15 protein-coding genes and 1 tRNA gene are annotated in these 14,645 nt (G+C 70.6%); 7 read left to right on the top strand and 9 right to left on the bottom strand.

Annotated features, from left to right (window positions below):
- Window positions 1-88: 88 nt before the first annotated feature.
- Window positions 89-160: transfer RNA gene (locus tag ACIO3P_RS03245), tRNA-Val, on the top strand.
- Between the two features lie 137 nt (window positions 161-297).
- On the opposite strand, the gene ACIO3P_RS03240 is transcribed toward ACIO3P_RS03245, so the two are convergent.
- Both ACIO3P_RS03240 and ACIO3P_RS03235 read right to left on the bottom strand, forming a co-directional pair.
- Entirely contained in the window at window positions 298-1,197 is a 900-nt protein-coding gene (locus ACIO3P_RS03240; RefSeq protein WP_401850575.1) for an NAD(P)-dependent oxidoreductase, read from the bottom strand.
- Window positions 1,198-1,375: 178 nt separating this feature from the next.
- The gene (locus tag ACIO3P_RS03235; RefSeq protein WP_329827326.1) at window positions 1,376-1,765 is read right to left on the bottom strand and encodes a hypothetical protein; all 390 of its coding nucleotides are present in this window, start codon (window positions 1,763-1,765) and stop codon (window positions 1,376-1,378) included.
- Between the two features lie 147 nt (window positions 1,766-1,912).
- Between ACIO3P_RS03235 and ACIO3P_RS03230 the strand changes: the two genes are divergently transcribed.
- From ACIO3P_RS03230 to ACIO3P_RS03220, 3 genes are all read left to right on the top strand, one after another.
- A complete protein-coding gene (locus ACIO3P_RS03230; protein ID WP_329827327.1) occupies window positions 1,913-2,065 on the top strand; it encodes a hypothetical protein in 153 nt (50 codons plus the stop codon).
- Between the two features lie 303 nt (window positions 2,066-2,368).
- Complete coding sequence (locus tag ACIO3P_RS03225; protein WP_401788479.1) at window positions 2,369-2,887, top strand: sigma-70 family RNA polymerase sigma factor; 519 nt, start codon at window positions 2,369-2,371, stop codon at window positions 2,885-2,887.
- Window positions 2,888-3,051: 164 nt separating this feature from the next.
- Window positions 3,052-3,366 (top strand): hypothetical protein, encoded by a 315-nt coding sequence (locus ACIO3P_RS03220; protein WP_329827329.1) that lies wholly within the window; start codon window positions 3,052-3,054, stop codon window positions 3,364-3,366.
- Between the two features lie 53 nt (window positions 3,367-3,419).
- Here ACIO3P_RS03220 and ACIO3P_RS03215 read toward each other — a convergent pair whose 3' ends face one another.
- Together ACIO3P_RS03215 and ACIO3P_RS03210 are read right to left on the bottom strand one after the other, a co-directional pair.
- On the bottom strand, window positions 3,420-4,622 hold the full coding sequence (locus ACIO3P_RS03215) for an XdhC family protein (protein WP_401850573.1): 1,203 nt from the start codon (window positions 4,620-4,622) through the stop codon (window positions 3,420-3,422).
- A 91-nt stretch (window positions 4,623-4,713) separates the two neighbouring features.
- Window positions 4,714-5,583 (bottom strand): alpha/beta fold hydrolase, encoded by an 870-nt coding sequence (locus ACIO3P_RS03210; RefSeq protein WP_329827331.1) that lies wholly within the window; start codon window positions 5,581-5,583, stop codon window positions 4,714-4,716.
- A gap of 184 nt (window positions 5,584-5,767) precedes the next feature.
- Here ACIO3P_RS03210 and ACIO3P_RS03205 point away from each other — a divergent pair, with 184 nt between their 5' ends.
- Window positions 5,768-6,658: an alpha/beta fold hydrolase gene (locus ACIO3P_RS03205; protein ID WP_401850571.1), complete on the top strand. Its 891-nt coding sequence runs from the start codon at window positions 5,768-5,770 to the stop codon at window positions 6,656-6,658.
- On the opposite strand, the gene ACIO3P_RS03200 is transcribed toward ACIO3P_RS03205, so the two are convergent.
- The 4 genes from ACIO3P_RS03200 to ACIO3P_RS03185 all read right to left on the bottom strand — a co-directional run bounded on the left by ACIO3P_RS03200 (window position 6,655) and on the right by ACIO3P_RS03185 (window position 12,228).
- Window positions 6,655-8,955, bottom strand: coding sequence for a beta-glucosidase (locus ACIO3P_RS03200; RefSeq protein ID WP_401850885.1), 2,301 nt, complete (start codon window positions 8,953-8,955; stop codon window positions 6,655-6,657). The two genes, ACIO3P_RS03205 and ACIO3P_RS03200, sit on opposite strands and share 4 nt — an antisense overlap.
- Window positions 8,956-9,074: 119 nt before the next feature.
- Window positions 9,075-9,896 (bottom strand): carbohydrate ABC transporter permease, encoded by an 822-nt coding sequence (locus ACIO3P_RS03195; RefSeq protein WP_329827457.1) that lies wholly within the window; start codon window positions 9,894-9,896, stop codon window positions 9,075-9,077.
- Between the two features lie 62 nt (window positions 9,897-9,958).
- On the bottom strand, window positions 9,959-10,903 hold the full coding sequence (locus tag ACIO3P_RS03190) for a sugar ABC transporter permease (RefSeq protein ID WP_329827332.1): 945 nt from the start codon (window positions 10,901-10,903) through the stop codon (window positions 9,959-9,961).
- A gap of 14 nt (window positions 10,904-10,917) precedes the next feature.
- The gene (locus ACIO3P_RS03185; RefSeq protein ID WP_401850569.1) at window positions 10,918-12,228 is read right to left on the bottom strand and encodes an ABC transporter substrate-binding protein; all 1,311 of its coding nucleotides are present in this window, start codon (window positions 12,226-12,228) and stop codon (window positions 10,918-10,920) included.
- 148 nt (window positions 12,229-12,376) lie between these two features.
- On the opposite strand from ACIO3P_RS03185, the gene ACIO3P_RS03180 reads away from it, so the two are divergent.
- Window positions 12,377-13,438 (top strand): LacI family DNA-binding transcriptional regulator, encoded by a 1,062-nt coding sequence (locus tag ACIO3P_RS03180; protein WP_401789690.1) that lies wholly within the window; start codon window positions 12,377-12,379, stop codon window positions 13,436-13,438.
- Window positions 13,439-13,539: 101 nt separating this feature from the next.
- Complete coding sequence (locus ACIO3P_RS03175) at window positions 13,540-13,767, top strand: DUF2277 domain-containing protein (RefSeq protein ID WP_399295335.1); 228 nt, start codon at window positions 13,540-13,542, stop codon at window positions 13,765-13,767.
- Window positions 13,768-13,786: 19 nt separating this feature from the next.
- On the opposite strand, the gene ACIO3P_RS03170 is transcribed toward ACIO3P_RS03175, so the two are convergent.
- Entirely contained in the window at window positions 13,787-14,443 is a 657-nt protein-coding gene (locus ACIO3P_RS03170) for a VTT domain-containing protein (RefSeq protein WP_329827337.1), read from the bottom strand.
- Window positions 14,444-14,645 lie beyond the last annotated feature (202 nt).

The raw sequence follows: 14,645 nt of genomic DNA, 5'->3' as shown, positions 1-14,645 counted from the left end.
TCGGGGCCCGGGTACGCGACGGGGCCCGGGGCGTGACCTTGGTTTGCGACCTGGTCCCCTGGGCCATGTACGCTGTTCCCTCATCCACGGGTGCGTAGCTCAGGGGTAGAGCGCTGCTCTTACAAAGCAGATGTCGGCGGTTCGAAACCGTCCGCGCCCACAGCGGTAAACAAGCAGGTGAGAGGACCCCCGACCGGCACCGGTCGGGGGTCCTCTTGTGAGCGGGGTCCGCTCAGAACCCGCACGGACAGGCGCAAAGATCATCCCTGACAGCAGAGCGGGCACAGGATGTGGTGATCATGGAGTTGCGACGCTCTGTGACCGGCCTGGTTGCCTGATGCTCTCGATGATGCGGGCGAAGCCTTCCTCCGCGTGGCCCGCGTCGATCTGGCGTTGGACGAGCCGCTGGACCATGGTGACCACCTCGGTGCTGATGCCCTGGTCGGAACTGGCGGCCAGGAGGTCACCGAGGTTGGAGAACTGGAGGCTCTGCTGCCCTTCGACGGTGTAGTCCCCGCCGTCGATGACGGCGGCGAATCCTTGGAAGGCGCCGGTCATGGAGGTCAGCCAGGGTGCGGCCTTGGCGGCGAACTCGCCCGCCGTCACTCCGGCCGGCGCGACCATGGCGGCGCCGTGCATGAATCCGGCGAACATGACGTACATGCCCGCGAGCAGGGCGAGATCGTACAGGGACGCCAGCCCGGCATCCTCGCCGAAGTAGGTACTGGTTCCCCAGAGGTCGAGCAGCGGCCTGTACTGATGGAAGGCATCGGCCGATCCGCTGTAGAGGATCGATGCCTCGGGTTGGCCGACCATGTGCGGTACGGCCATGATGCCGCCGTCCAGATAGGTGACCCCGGCTCCGGCGGCCCAGTCGGCCAACTCTCGTGACTGAGCAGGTGACGTCGTGGTCACGTTGACCAGGGTCCGTCCGGCCAGCTCGTCGGAGAGCGGAACGAGCACCTCAAGGACCGACGCGTGGTCCAGCAGGCACGCGATCACCAATCGGCCGGCCCGGACCGCGTCTCCGGCCGTGTCGGCGGCCTTGGCGCCCTGCGCGACGAGGTCGTCCGCCTTCCCCGGTGAGCGGTTCCAGCATGTGGTCGCGTATCCGGCCTTCACCAGGGTGCCCGCGAGAGCGCTTCCCATCGCGCCCAGCCCGAGAACACTCACCTGGACGCTGTTGTCAGTTGTCATTCCTGGCGCTCCCCCTCGTGTTTGTCCTTCGGCTCGATCCTCTCCGCGGCCGGTGGAGTTGACCAGTACGGACAAATTAGTCGGGTACTCACCCGTGAGTAAGTACCTCCAGGGAGGGCGCTCAGCCGCCACGACTCGGCGCCGGCGGTGTCACCGGGCGTGTGTCACCGGGCGTGTCTCACCGGTCGAGTTTCTCCGCGACGCGGGTGCGCAGAAGCTCGTACTCCGCCACGAGGCGGCGCCACTCGGTCACCGGCGGGCGGGGGACGACGGTGCCTCCGGTGACGATCTCCTCCGGCCGGAACTGCTCCCGGGTGAGGTCTATCTCGATCCCCATGCCCAGCCGGTTCCACCAGTGGTAGTCCGTGCGCTCGCCGTCGACATGGACCTCTCCGCGGATCAGCTCACCGCCCAGCAGGTCGTTGAGGACCATGGCGGTCACCCCGCACTGGTCCCTGGCCGGGTTGTCCGGGGTCCAGCGGGCGCGGAACTCCGGGGTGCAGGTCTCGGCGCTCCAACTGCTGCGGACGGCGTGTTCGATGTCGGTGAGAAGCCACGGTGTTGTCATGGCGGTCATCCTGGCAGCGGGCACTGACAATCACCGGCTGTGACGAGGGACACCGCCGGGCGTGCCCCACCGCCGGTGCCCTGGGCGGCGTAGCGAGTGAGCCGCCGTTGAGGCGGGAGCGCTCGCACATGTGGTGGGGAGCCGTTCATGAATGGGCCGGACCAGAGGGCCTTCCTCGTTCTCCTGATTCTGATCGTCGCGGGACTGGTCACCTATGTGGCCTTCCTCAACCCTCTGTTGGGGGTCGCCCTCCTCGTCGGGGTCGGCGTGGCGTTCTTCCTGTACCAGCTTCTCGGATAGCGATGTCGTGGCGGTGGAGATCGACGGAGGTCGACGGGGATTGATGAGATCGGTGGAGATCAAATGCCCCGTGCCGCAAGGTTTCTGACGGCGGAACAGAATGCGAGGCCGTAACCCGGTCCCTCGCGCGGACACGCCGGAGGACACGACAGAAAGGACGCGCCCATGAAGAACGCACCTGAGGTGCGGGGGCCGACGGGCGGAGAGGGGTCTGTCTCCGCCGTCCCCCACTCAACGGTGCCCCGGCAGGACCGGCGGGCCGCCGGGGCGGGTCGACGCCGGAGTGGGCTCACGGAGGAACAGGTGGCGGAACTCCTGCGGTTGAAGCCGATGCTGGAGTCGATGGTCCTCGCCAAGCGGCTGGGACGCGATCTGGAGGACATCGTCCAGACGTGCGTGGTCAAGCTCGTCGCCCGCTGGTCGGACCCCGGCTTCACGCTCGACCGGCAGGACGGCGGCCGGGCCTTCGCCGCCAAGGTCATGTCCGGTGTCATCGCCGACGCCTGCCGTGCGTACGACCGCGACAAGTCGTTTCCCACGGACGAGATCCCCGACCGTGAGCTGCCCGCCCCGGAGGCCAGCCCGTACTTCGAGGTCCAGGCCGTCGAGGCGGTCGAGGGGCTGCTGCGGCAGGCCCTGCCGGACGAGGGCGGGATGTACGAGGTCGGACGGCTGTCGATCGTGAAAGGGCTCAACCAGACCGAGATCAGCCGGTACTTGGAGATCGACCGGCAGACCGTGAAGCGCCGCCTGGACAAGGTCAGGGCACTCCTCGCCGCGTACCGGGCGACGATCCACGACGAGCTCGGAGACGTCAGCTAGAGCTCTTCTCGGGATCACGGGCGGGGGCCCGTGATCCCAGGTTGGGTCCTAGAGGCCCGAACGACAACGGGAAAAGAATTGCACAGCGCAAGAGAAAAGGTGTTCCGGGACAGCGGTCCCGGGGCGCGCCGCTCACCATCCGATCTGGAGGAAGAGGGAAGTTAATGGAAGACATGCACGATCTGCTCCAAGAAAGGGCGCGCGCGAGCCAGGCACGCCTGTTGGAGCTGCACGGCGGAATCGCCCCGGATGCCTGGGAGTCGCTTCTCGACCGTGTGGAGAACGAGCTGGCGAGGGAGGGGGAGAAGAAGGAAGGAGCGAAGCGTGACGAAGGAAGCGACGGCGACGAGGGCGACCTGCGGAGCGTGACCGAGCAGACCATGGGGGGATCTGCTCGGCACGTCACCGTGGGTACGCTCGTCGCCGCCGCCGTCGGACTCCTGCGGCACGGGGCCGTATGCCGGCCGGCGCTTCCGTGATCGGAGCATTCCTCGCGGCCCCTTCACTCCAGCGGGAGTGGAGGGGCCGTACGTCAGTGGTGGATGGACAGTTCCGTACGGGTGAGCCGTTCGCCCGTGCCGCCCCAGCGCAGCGCGATGATCTCCGCCATGATCGCCACCGCCGTCTCCTCGGGCGTACGGGCGCCCAGGTCGAGCCCTATGGGGGAGGAGAGCCGGGCCAGCTCGCCCTCGCTCAGGCCCGCCTCGCGCAGCCGGGCCAGCCGGTCCTCGTGGGTGCGGCGGCTGCCCATCGCGCCGATGTAGCGGGCGGGGGTGCGCAGGGCGCGTTCCAGCAGCGGGATGTCGAACTTCGGGTCATGGGTCAGTACGCAGATCACCGTGGACGCGTCCACCGGATGCTCCGCCAGGAAGCGGTGCGGCCACTGGACGACCAGTTCGTCCGCGTCGGGGAAGCGCCGCCGGGTCGCGAAGACCGGGCGGGCGTCGCAGACCGTGACGTGGTAGCCGAGGAACTTCCCCATCCGCGCGACCGCGCCCGCGAAGTCGATCGCGCCGAACACCAGCATCCGGGGCGGCGGCGCGAAGGACTGGACGAAGACCGTCAGGTCGTCCATGCGCTGCTCGCCGTGGCGCCCGAGGTGGACGACGCCGGTGTGGCCCTGCGCGAGCAGGCCGCGCGCCCGCTCGGTGACCGCCGCGTCCAGCCGCGCGCCACCGAGCGTGCCCGGGGCGGGTGCGGGGGCGGGTGCGGGAGCGGGGGTGAGTGTGGGTGCCGGTGGTGTCTCCGGTGGTGGCGGGGCCGGGAGCACCACCAGGGTGCCGCCCGGTGCGACGCCCCCGGAGCCTCCGGGCGCCCCGGGCGCCCCGGTCTCGCCGGTCTCCCCGGGCAGTACCGACGCCACCGCCACCGGCCGTCCCGCCGCGATCAGCTCCAGGACGCCCGGCAGCCCGGGAAAGTGTGGGGCGTCGGCCGGCCGCACCAGGATGTCCACGAGCCCGCCGCAGGTCAGCCCCGCCTCCAGCGCCTCGCCGTCGCTGACCCCGTACGTCGTGAGCCGGGCCTCGCCCGTGGCCAGGACCTCCCGCGCGACCTCGTACACCGCGCCCTCGACACAGCCGCCGGAGAGGCTGCCGGCCACCTCGCCGTTCTCCGCGACGGCCATCGCCGCGCCCGGTCCGCGCGGCGCCGACTTCCAGGTCCGTACGACGGTGGCCAGGGCGAAGCGCACCCCTGCGGCCTGCCACGCGGCGATGGATCCGGCGATGTCCCGCACCTGAGCTCCCTTCGAGCCCGCTTCGGGCCCGCCTCGGAGACCTGAGCGCCACCTTAATTCGCCGGGGTCGGCCGCGCTCGCCGGGACTTCGTCACGACCGGGCGGGCACGTCCAGGAGCGCGGCGAGTTCACCCAGGAGGCGCGCCCCCGGCGCCGGGTCGACGAGCCACTTCAGGTGGCTGCCCGCCAGGGTGCGGACGTCGTACGGGTTGTCCGGCGTCAGCTCGTCGCCCTCGCGGATCAGCCGGTCCTGGAGGGCCGGCGGCAGGCTCGTGTCGTCGGCCAGGCGGACATAGGTCTTCGGGATACGGCCCCAGGTCGCCGCCTGCGCCCGGTCGGCGGAGGTGCCGACGTCCAGGTTCTCGTCGGGCTGGAAGGTGTTCATGAAGGTCAGGAACTCCTCGTCCGTGCCGTCGGCGAGGAAGGCCGCCTTGAACGTCGCGAGGACATCCGGGTCCGCGGTGCGGAAGTTGCAGCGGAGCAGCCCGAGTTCGGCCGGGTTCCCGGCCATCGCCGACATCAGGCCGGCGGAGTCGGCCGTGGCCATCTCCGGCTCGGCGTTGTAGCCGCCGACGTCGAGGGCGACCGGGCACCAGGCGGACACGTACACGATGCGGTCGATCAGGTCGGGACGCGCGTTGGCCGCGGCGGTGGCCGTGATGCCACCGCGGCTGTGGGAGACAAGGATGACGGGGCCGTTGCGCTTGGCCCGTTCCAGGATCCCGATGAGGTGTGCGGCGTTGTCGGCCAGTGTGACGCCCTTGATCGAGCCGGGCGTGGTGGCGAGCTCTTCGAGGTCCTGCGGTGCCTGATAGGCGCCCGGGAAGGTCGCCGCGAACCCGTGGCCCGGCAGGTCGACGGCGACCGAACGGTGTCCGAGGAGGCCGAGTTCGGCCTGGAGCGGTGCGAAGGAGAAGGAGTTCGCGAAAGCTCCGTGAACCAGTACGAACGTCGGTTGCATCTGTCTGCTCACTCTCTGACGGCCGCGGCATCGGCGGCACGGACGTCGCCGCTCCGGGCAGTGTGCGAACGGTTGTCCGGTGCCCGGTGGTTCACACTACCCAGCGCAAGATCGCCGCCGGGGGCGTCCTCGCATGGTGACGTGTGTTGTTGCGGGGGCATCCGGGCGAGAAATGGGTGAGGCAATGATGTTCGACCATCGTGGAGAAGCCGTCCGTACGGGCCGCGCCACCGTCAACGGCACCAGCCTCCACTACCGGACCGCCGGATCCGGCCCCGCGGTGGTGCTGCTGCACGGTGTGCCCAAGACCGGCTACCACTGGCGCCACCTCGTCCCGAGGCTGAGCGCGCGGTACACCGTCGTCGTACCGGACCTCCGGGGTCTCGGCGACTCCGCCCGTCCCGCCGACGGGTTCGACTCGGCGACGATGGGCGACGACATCGCCGCGCTGATGGCCCATCTCGGGCACGCGTCGTACAGCGTGGTGGGCGAGGACTGGGGAGCGGTGATCGGCTACCAGCTCGCCGCCCGCCACCGCGACCACGTCAACGCCCTGGTGTTCGCGGAGGCGTTGTTCCCCGGGTTCGGCTTCGAGGACCACACCGCGCTCACCCCCGAGAACGTCCACGGCGGTATGCATCTGTGGCATCTCGGCTTCTACTTCCAGCCGGACGTCCCCGAGATGCTGATCGCCGGGCACGAACGCGAGCTGCTCACCTACATGTTGAAGTACGAACGCACCCACCCCGACACCGCCACCCCCGACGCGATCGACGAGTACGTTCGCTGCTACTCCATGCCCGGCGGTATCCGCGCGATGCTCTCGGTCTACCGGGCGATGCTCGTCGACGCCGAGCAGAACCGGGAGGCGGCGAAGGTGAAGCTGGACATCCCGGTGCTGGCGCTCGGCGGCTCGGCGTTCATCGGCGAGCGGAACGAGACCCAGATGCGGCACATGGCGCACGACGTCACCGGCCATGTCTTCGACGCGGGCCACGACCTCGCCGAGGAGGTGCCGGACGAGATGGCCGCCGTGCTGCTGCCCTTCCTGGCCGACCGGGTGCGGGCGGCCTAGGGAACATCCGGCGGCGTGCGGACGGCGAACGTCGCGTGCAGCGCGCGCGTGTGGTCGACGTACCGTACGGGTCCGGTCAGGGTGAGCGCGGCGGTGAGCCGTACGTCGGTGCTGGAGGCGGCCAACCGCAGTTCCAGCGCGCCGGGTTCGACGGTACGGCGGCCGTCGCGCCCGGTGAAGGAGGCCAGGTCGGCGGGGACGGTGACGGTGACCCTGGCCCGCTCGCCCGCCTCCAGGGGGATCCTTACGTAGCCGATCAGGCGCTGTACGGGCTGGACGACCGAGGCGACCGGGTCGTGCAGATAGAGCTGGACCACCTCGGCGCCCGCGCGCCCGCCCGTGTTGGTGACGGTGAAGGACAGCTCCGCCGCGCCGTCCGTGGGCGGCAGGGGTTCGCCCGTCGCCAGCTCCGACCAGGTGAACGAGGTGTACGTCAGCCCGTGGCCGAAGCCGAAGGCCGGTGTCGGGTCGATGCTGGAGACATCGCTCGCGCGGGCCAGCGGCGCCGCGAGATACGTGGACGGCTGCGCCCCGGGCAGCCGGGGGACGCTCACCGGGAGGCGCCCCGAGGGGTTGATCCGGCCGCTGAGCACCCCCGCCACCGCCGGGGTGCCCTCCTGCCCGGGGAAGAACGCCTGCACGATCGCGCCCGCCTCCGTGACGGCCCGGCCGAGTACGTACGGCCGTCCGGAGAGCAGCGTGACCACCACCCGCGTCCCCGTGCCGCGCACCGCGTCGAGCACCGCGTCCAGCAACGGGCCCTGGGCGCCCGGCAGATCGAGGGTCTCCGCGTCGCAGCCCTCCCCGCTGGTGCCGCGCCCGAAGAGCCCCGCGCGGTCGCCGAGCGCGACGACCACGACATCCGCCGCGCGGGCCGCCCGCACCGCGGCCACGAAGCCTTCGGAGGGTACGGGCCCGTCGATGCCGGTGGCCGCCACCGTGACGATCTCGCTCTCCGGGAACTCCGCCGCCAACGCCTCGCGCAGCGTGGGCAGTTCGATGCCCACCGGGACGCCGGGGTGCTGGGGGCCGACATGGACCGGGAAGGAGTAGCAGCCCAGCACGGCCGTGGCGGACTCCGCCTGCGGGCCGATCAGCGCGATCCGCGCCGGACCCGCCAGGGGGAGCGTCCCGTCGTTGCGCAGCAGGATCACCGAACGCTCCGCGAGCCGACGTGCGATGTCGCGGTGCGCGGGGGAGTCCAGGGTGACCGTGCCGCGCAGCCGCTCCGGGGAATCAAGGTCCGCCCCCGCCAGGGCCGTTGGCCGCGCGCTCCACTCCGGGTCGAGCAGCCCGAGCCCGGCCTTCTGGGTCAGGACGCGGCGTACCGCGCGGTCGACGGCCTCCCGAGGCAGCCTCCCGTCGGCGATCGCGTCCCGCAGCGGCTGCCCGAAGGTCTTCACGGTGGGCAGCTCGACATCGACCCCCGCCGTCAGCGCGGCCGTCGCCGCCTGGGCCCAGTCGCCCGCCACCCCGTGCAGCGTCCTGAGGAAGGCGATCCCGAAGTAGTCCGCGACCACGGTTCCCTCGAACCCCCAGGTGTCCCTGAGGAGTTCGGTCAGCAGCCGCTCGTCCGCCGCGCACGGCACCCCGTCGATGTCGTTGTAGGCGGACATGACGGACCGTACGCCGCCCTCCCGTACGGCCATCTCGAACGGCGGCAGCACCACATCGGCCAGCTCCCTGGCGCCCATGCCGACCGGGGCCAGATTCCGTCCGCCGCGCGAGGCCGAGTACCCCGCGAAGTGCTTCAGCGTCGCCACGACGCCCGCCGACTCCAGGCCCCGCACATAGGCGGTGGCGACCGTGCCGATCAGATACGGGTCCTCGCCGATGGTCTCCTCGACCCGCCCCCAGCGCGCGTCGCGCACCACGTCGAGAACGGGCGCGAGCCCCTGGTGCAGCCCGACCGACCGCATGTCGCGGCCGATCGCGCCCGCCATCTCCCGTACCAGATCCGGGTCGAAGGACGCGCCCCACGAGAGCGGGACGGGGTACGTGGTGGCGCCCCAGGCGGCGAAGCCCGCGAGGCATTCGTCATGGGCCATGGCGGGGACACCGAAGCGGTGGGCCGCCGCGATACGTTCCTGCGTACGCATCAGGGAGAGGGCGCCGAGCGCGGGATCCACCGGTACGGTGCCGAACGGCCGCGTCAACTGCCCCAGCCCGTACGGCAGCAGCTCGGTCAGGGTGGGCGGGGCGTCCATGTCGTGCTGGTGCGGGGCGACTTCGGCCCCGTCGGCGGACGCGCCGGCCCACAGCCCGTAGAGCTGCGCCAGCTTCTCCTCCGTGGTCATGGCCGCGATCAGCTCCTCGACCCGGCGCGCCCGCGCCTCGGAGCGGTCGGGGGCCTCGGACGGGGGCACGACGGGTACGGGTACCGGTACGGATGTGGTGTCGGCGCTCACGTTGTCGATCACTTTCCTCCGACCCCCATGAGCCCCTGCACCAGGGCTCGGCGGGCGAACAGGTAGACGAGCAGGACAGGCAGCGTGGACAGCACCACGGCCGCCAGCAGACCGGGGATGTCGACGCCGTGCTCGGTCTGGAAGTTGTACAGCCCGAGCGTGAGCACCTTCGTCTCCTCCGACTGCGTCAGCACGAGCGGGAAGAGGAAGCCGTTCCACGCCTGGAGGGCGGAGAACACCACGATCGTCGCGAGCCCGCCCTTGGAGAGCGGGACGACGAGCTGGAAGAAGACGCGCCGCGTGGTCGCCCCGTCGATGGCCATCGCCTCGAAGAGTTCGCCGGTGATGTCCCGCATGGTGCCGGTGAGGATCAGCGCGCAGACGGGCAGACAGAACGCGGCGGTCGGCAGGATGACCCCGATGAGGTTGTCGTACAGGCCCGCCTTGCTGATCGCGTAGAACATCGGGACGATCACGGCCTGGGCGGGGATGGCGAGCCCGAGCAGGAAGAGCCGGAAGATCCGGACGGTGCCCCGCCCCTGGTTCCGTACGATCGAGAACGCCAGCGGGGGCACCAGCAGCAGCACGATCGCCACCACGCTCCCCGTGACGACCATCGTGTTGAGGAAGTAGCGGCCGAAGCCGCTGGAGAAGTCCTGCGCGTAGTTGTCGAAGGAGAAGGCGGGCGGGAAGGCGAACGGGCCGTTCCGGCTGTACTCGGAGCGGGTCCGCACGGTCGCGCCGAGCATCACGTACAGCGGGAGCGCGACCAGCGCGAGCCACAGCAGGGCGCCCAGCCCCGCGAGATAGTTGGGGCGGCCCTTCGTCACGGAACGCCGTCGCCCCCGGCGTCCGGTGACCACCGCCCCGGGGCGGGTCGTCGGAAGGCTCATCACATCCCCTCCTTCGTGCCGGCCATCTTGTCGTAGCCCGAGATCCGCACCACGATCAGCGAGATCACCGTGGCGACCACGACCAGCAGCAGCGCGATGGCCGCGCTCTGGCCGAAGTCGAACTCCCGGAACCCCTTCTGGTACATGTAGTAGGCGCTGATGCTGGTGTCGGTGCCGGGGCCGCCCTGCGTCAGGATCAGTACGGTGTCGAAGGTGGTGAGCCCGCCGACCACCATCAGGATCACCGACGTGATGATCGAGTTACGGAGCTGCGGCAGCGTGACGTGGAAGAACTGCCGCACCCGCCCCGCCCCGTCGATCGCCGCCGCCTGGTAGAGCACGGGCGGGACGGCCCGCGCCGCGCCCTGGTAGATCAGCGCGTGGAACGGGGTGAACTGCCAGGTCGCCACGAGCACCAGCACACAGATCGCCCCGGTGCGGGTGCCCAGCAGATTGCCGTCACCGAAGAGCCACTTCGCCTCCGCCGGCACCCCGAAGTTGGGGTCGAGCAGCGCCCGCCACAGGACGGAGATGGCCGTGGCGGAGAGCAGCAGCGGCACGAAGAAGATCGCGGAGAGCACCGCCCGGTTGCGCTGCCGCCCGGCCGCCCAGACCCCGAGCAGGATCGACAGGGGCGTCTGGGTGACCACCCCGAGCCCGGTGAGCAGGACGCTCAGCCACAGACTCTTGATCATCACGGGGTCGTGGAACAGCGCGGTCCAGTTGTCGAACCCCGCGAAGCGCGGCGCTTCGAGTCCGTTCCACTCGGCGAACGAGAGGACCGCGACCAGCACCAGCGGGACCATCGCGAACAGGGCGAAGAAGACGGCGGCGGGCAGCGCCCAGAGCAGGCCGGGCCTGGCCACCGTATGCCCGGCGGGGCCCCGGCCACGCCCCCTCTTCCTGGCGTGCCCGCTCTTCACCGGGGCGTTCGGAGTAGCCATGTCGGACGTCGCTCTCACTCGGTGGACAGGGCCTGCATGGCCTTGATGAAGCCGTCGGCGTCCATCGACCCGTTGAAGAACTGCTGGACGGCCTGCATCATCGGGGCGTCGGCCGCCGGCGGGTACGCCTGGTTCCACGAGAGCTGGAACGAGGGCGCCTTGCTGACCAGGTCGAACTGGTACTTCAGATACGCCGGGTTGTCCGCCGAGTCCAGGAACTTCTCGGTGTTCGTGGTGGTCGGCAGGTTGCCGATGGCGAGCTGCGCCTTGACGAACTCGTCCGAGTACATGAGCTTCAGGAACTCGGCTATCGCGTCCGCGTGCTCGGTCTTCTTCAGCACCGAGTAGAAGTTGTTGGTGTTGCCGACGATGTCCGCCGGGTCGCCCTTGCCGCCCGTGACCGTCGGGAACGAGGTGTAGCCCAGGTCCTTCTTGGCGAAGTCCGGGTTGGTGTCCTGCTGGGTCGAGTACACCCACGAGCCCATCAGCTCGAAGGCGGCCTTGCCGGTGCCGACCAGGGCGGGGGAGCCGCCGTCGGTGAACTTCACCGAGTCGTAGTTCGTGCCGAACGCGCCCGCGTCGACCAGCTCCTTGAGCATGCCCAGGGCCCGCTTGCTGTCGGCGCTCTCCCAGACCTTCTTGTCACCGGCCAGCGCCTCCTTGAAGAGACCCGGGCCCGCCACCCGGTCGTACAGGTACTCGAACCACATCAGCGTCGGCCACTTGTCCCCGCCGCCCAGCGCGATCGGCGTGACGCCCTTCGCCTTGAGCCGCGCGACCGTGCCGAGCAGTTCGTCCCAGGTCTTCGGCGCCTCGACACCGGCGTCCGCGAGCACCTTCTTGTTGTGGAAGAGCAGCACCGGCTGCGTGCCGCGCATGGGCACGCCGTACGCCTTGCCGTCGATCTCCGCCGTGTTGTACACGGACGGCAGGAAGTTGGACTTCAGCTCCGGGTTCTTCGCCACCAGGTCGTCCAGCGGCAGCAGCAGACCCGACTTCACGAAGGGCTGGATGGAACCGCCGCCCCAGTTGAAGAAGACATCGGGCGCCTGCGGGGTACTGATGGTGGTCTGGAGCTTCTTCTGGTAATCGGCGCCCGGGACCGTGTCCAGGACCGCCTTGACCTTCGAGGTTTTGTTGAACGTCTCGACGATCTGCTTCTCCACCTTGTTGGTGGCGTCGCCGTAGACGAGTACGTGGAACTCCCCGGCGCCGCCCGAGGAGCTGTCACCGCCGCCGCAGGCCGTGAGGCCCAGGCCCAGGACGAGCACCGCGCCACCGGCGACCGTCCGGGAAAACCGTGCGCGAGTCGTGCGAGTCTTCATCGCCTTCATCGGTCGACCTCTCGAAAGTATCGGCCACATTGCCGAAAGTATCTGGCGTGTGACCGTAGGACTCCTCTCCGGAGCGGTCAACAGTGCGGTCAGCACGCAGCCAAACCGTTACCGATTTCCGCCCGACATCCGGTGCCTTATCCTTCAGTCCATGCGAGACGAGACGAGTGCAGGCCGGGTCACCCTGGCTCAGGTGGCTTCGCAAGCCGGGGTTTCTCTTTCGACAGTTTCGAAAGTGCTCAATGGGCGCCCTGATGTCTCCGCACCCACCCGGGGCAAGGTCGAGGAACTGCTGGAGGCCCACGGCTACCGCCGCTCCGCCCCCACCGCCCCCGAGGCTCCGCTCATCGAGATCGTCTTCCACGAACTGGACAGCACCTGGGCGATGGAGCTGATCAGAGGCGTCCAGAACGTCGCCAAGGAGACCGGCCTGAGCGTGGTCCTCACCGAGACCGGCACCCGGCACTCCCCGGGCGCCGACTGGGTCGAGGGCGTCCTGCGGCGCCGCCCGCTCGGTGTCGTCCTGGTCTTCTCCACGCTCCCCGACGACCTCAAGAAGAAGCTGTGGTCCCGGGCCATCCCCTTCGTGATCATCGACCCGGCCGGCGACCCGGAGCCCGACGTGCCGTCCGTCGGCTCCGCCAACTGGGCGGGCGGCCTCGCCGCCACCCGCCACCTGCTCGACCTCGGCCACCGCAGGATCGCCGTCATCACCGGCCCCGAGGACATGCTCTGCTCCCTGGCCCGCCTCGACGGCTTCCGCTCGGCCATGGGCATGGCGGGCGTCGACGTCGACCCGGCGCTGGTGCGCTTCGGCGACTTCCATGTCCGCGCGGGCCACACGCACGCCGCCGAACTCCTCCAGGGCCCCGACCGGCCCACCGCGATCTTCGCGGGCAGCGACCTCCAGGCGCTCGGCGTGCTGGAGGCGGCGCGCGTGCTCGGCCTGCGGATCCCGCAGGACTTCTCCCTGGTGGGGTACGACGACATCCCCCTGGCCCAGTGGTCGAGCCCCGCGCTCACCACCGTCCACCAGCCGCTGGTGGAGATGGCGGAGGAGGCGGCCCGGATGCTGCTGCGGCTGCGCCGCGCCGACCAGGGCCAGGGCGACCCGGCCGGGCAGGCGGAGCAGGCGGACACCCGTATCGAGTTCGGTACGCGGCTGGTCGTACGGGACAGCACGGCCCCGCTCGCCCCGTAAGCCCCTGGCGTCCCGTAACCCCCTGACCCTCCTGCCCCTCCTGTCTCGATGGTCCCTGGCGCCCCTGGCCATGCTCCGGGCGCCGGGTTCACACTGGAGGCATGTGCCGCAGCATCAAGACCCTCCGCCCGCCCGTCCTCCCCGAAGAGGCCACCGAGGACGACATCCGCGCAGCCGCGCTCCAGTACGTACGCAAGGTCTCCGGCTTCCGCGCCCCCGCCGCGCACAACCGTGAGGCTTTCGACCGGGCCGTCGACGAGATCGCCGAGGCGACCGCACGGCTGCTCCAGGACCTGGAGGTACGGGGCGCCGCCGCCCGCGCGGTGTGAGCCCTCGGGGAACCGTGTCCTACGCGGTGGCCGGGCTCCGGCCGGGCCCCGGGCGCCGTATCACGTACGCGGCCAGCGAGCCCGCAGCGAACAGCGCCAGCACGGAGAGGGCCGCGCCGATCCAGGACGAGCCGACCCACTGGGCGCCGAAGTAGCCGAGCCCCGCGCTGTATCCGGTCCAGGCCACGGCGGCCAGCGCCGACCAGGGCAGGAACTCCTTCACCTTGCGGTGCGCCGCGCCCGCGCCCAGGGAGACCACCGAGCGCCCGGCGGGCGCGAAGCGGGCGATGACCACCAGGACGCCGCCGCCCCCGCTGAGCGCGCTGCCGAGCCGGTCCTGCGCGGTGGTGAGCCGGCGGGAGCGGGCGACGGCCCTGCGGAGCCGGTCCCCGCCGCGCCTCCCGAGCCGGAACGCGACCAGATCGCCGAGCACCGACGCGCTGAACGCGCAGAGCATCAGCAGGATCAACGACGGGACTTCCTGGGGCACTTGGGCGACCTTCCCGGCCGCGCCCGCGACCGTCGCCGTCGTGGACCCGGCCGCCGCCGCGGTGGCGGCCGTGATCACCAGGACGCCGCTGGGCAGCACGGGCAGAAACACGTCCAGCAGTACCGAGAGGGCCACCACGGCGTAGATCCATGGGCTGCCGGTCAGCGACCCCAGACTCTCCAGCACTCTTCCGACTCCCCCGCCCGTACCCGTGGCAGCGCCTCGATGTCGCATGGTGGGCGGCAGCGGCTGCTGAGCCACACAGCGTACGCGTGTGCGGTACGGAGCGTTCGTCCGGGGCGGCATGTCGGCGCCCCGGACCCGTGGACGACGGCGCGGTCGGGAATCCGACCGAGGACGTGACCGAAGAGAGGGGCCGGGGCGTCGG

It is taken from the genome of Streptomyces sp. NPDC087310, from assembly GCF_044744405.1.
Lineage (GTDB): Bacteria > Actinomycetota > Actinomycetes > Streptomycetales > Streptomycetaceae > Streptomyces.
The sequence above is the reverse complement of the archived record's forward strand: the minus strand, read 5'-3'. Positions and strand labels throughout refer to the sequence as shown.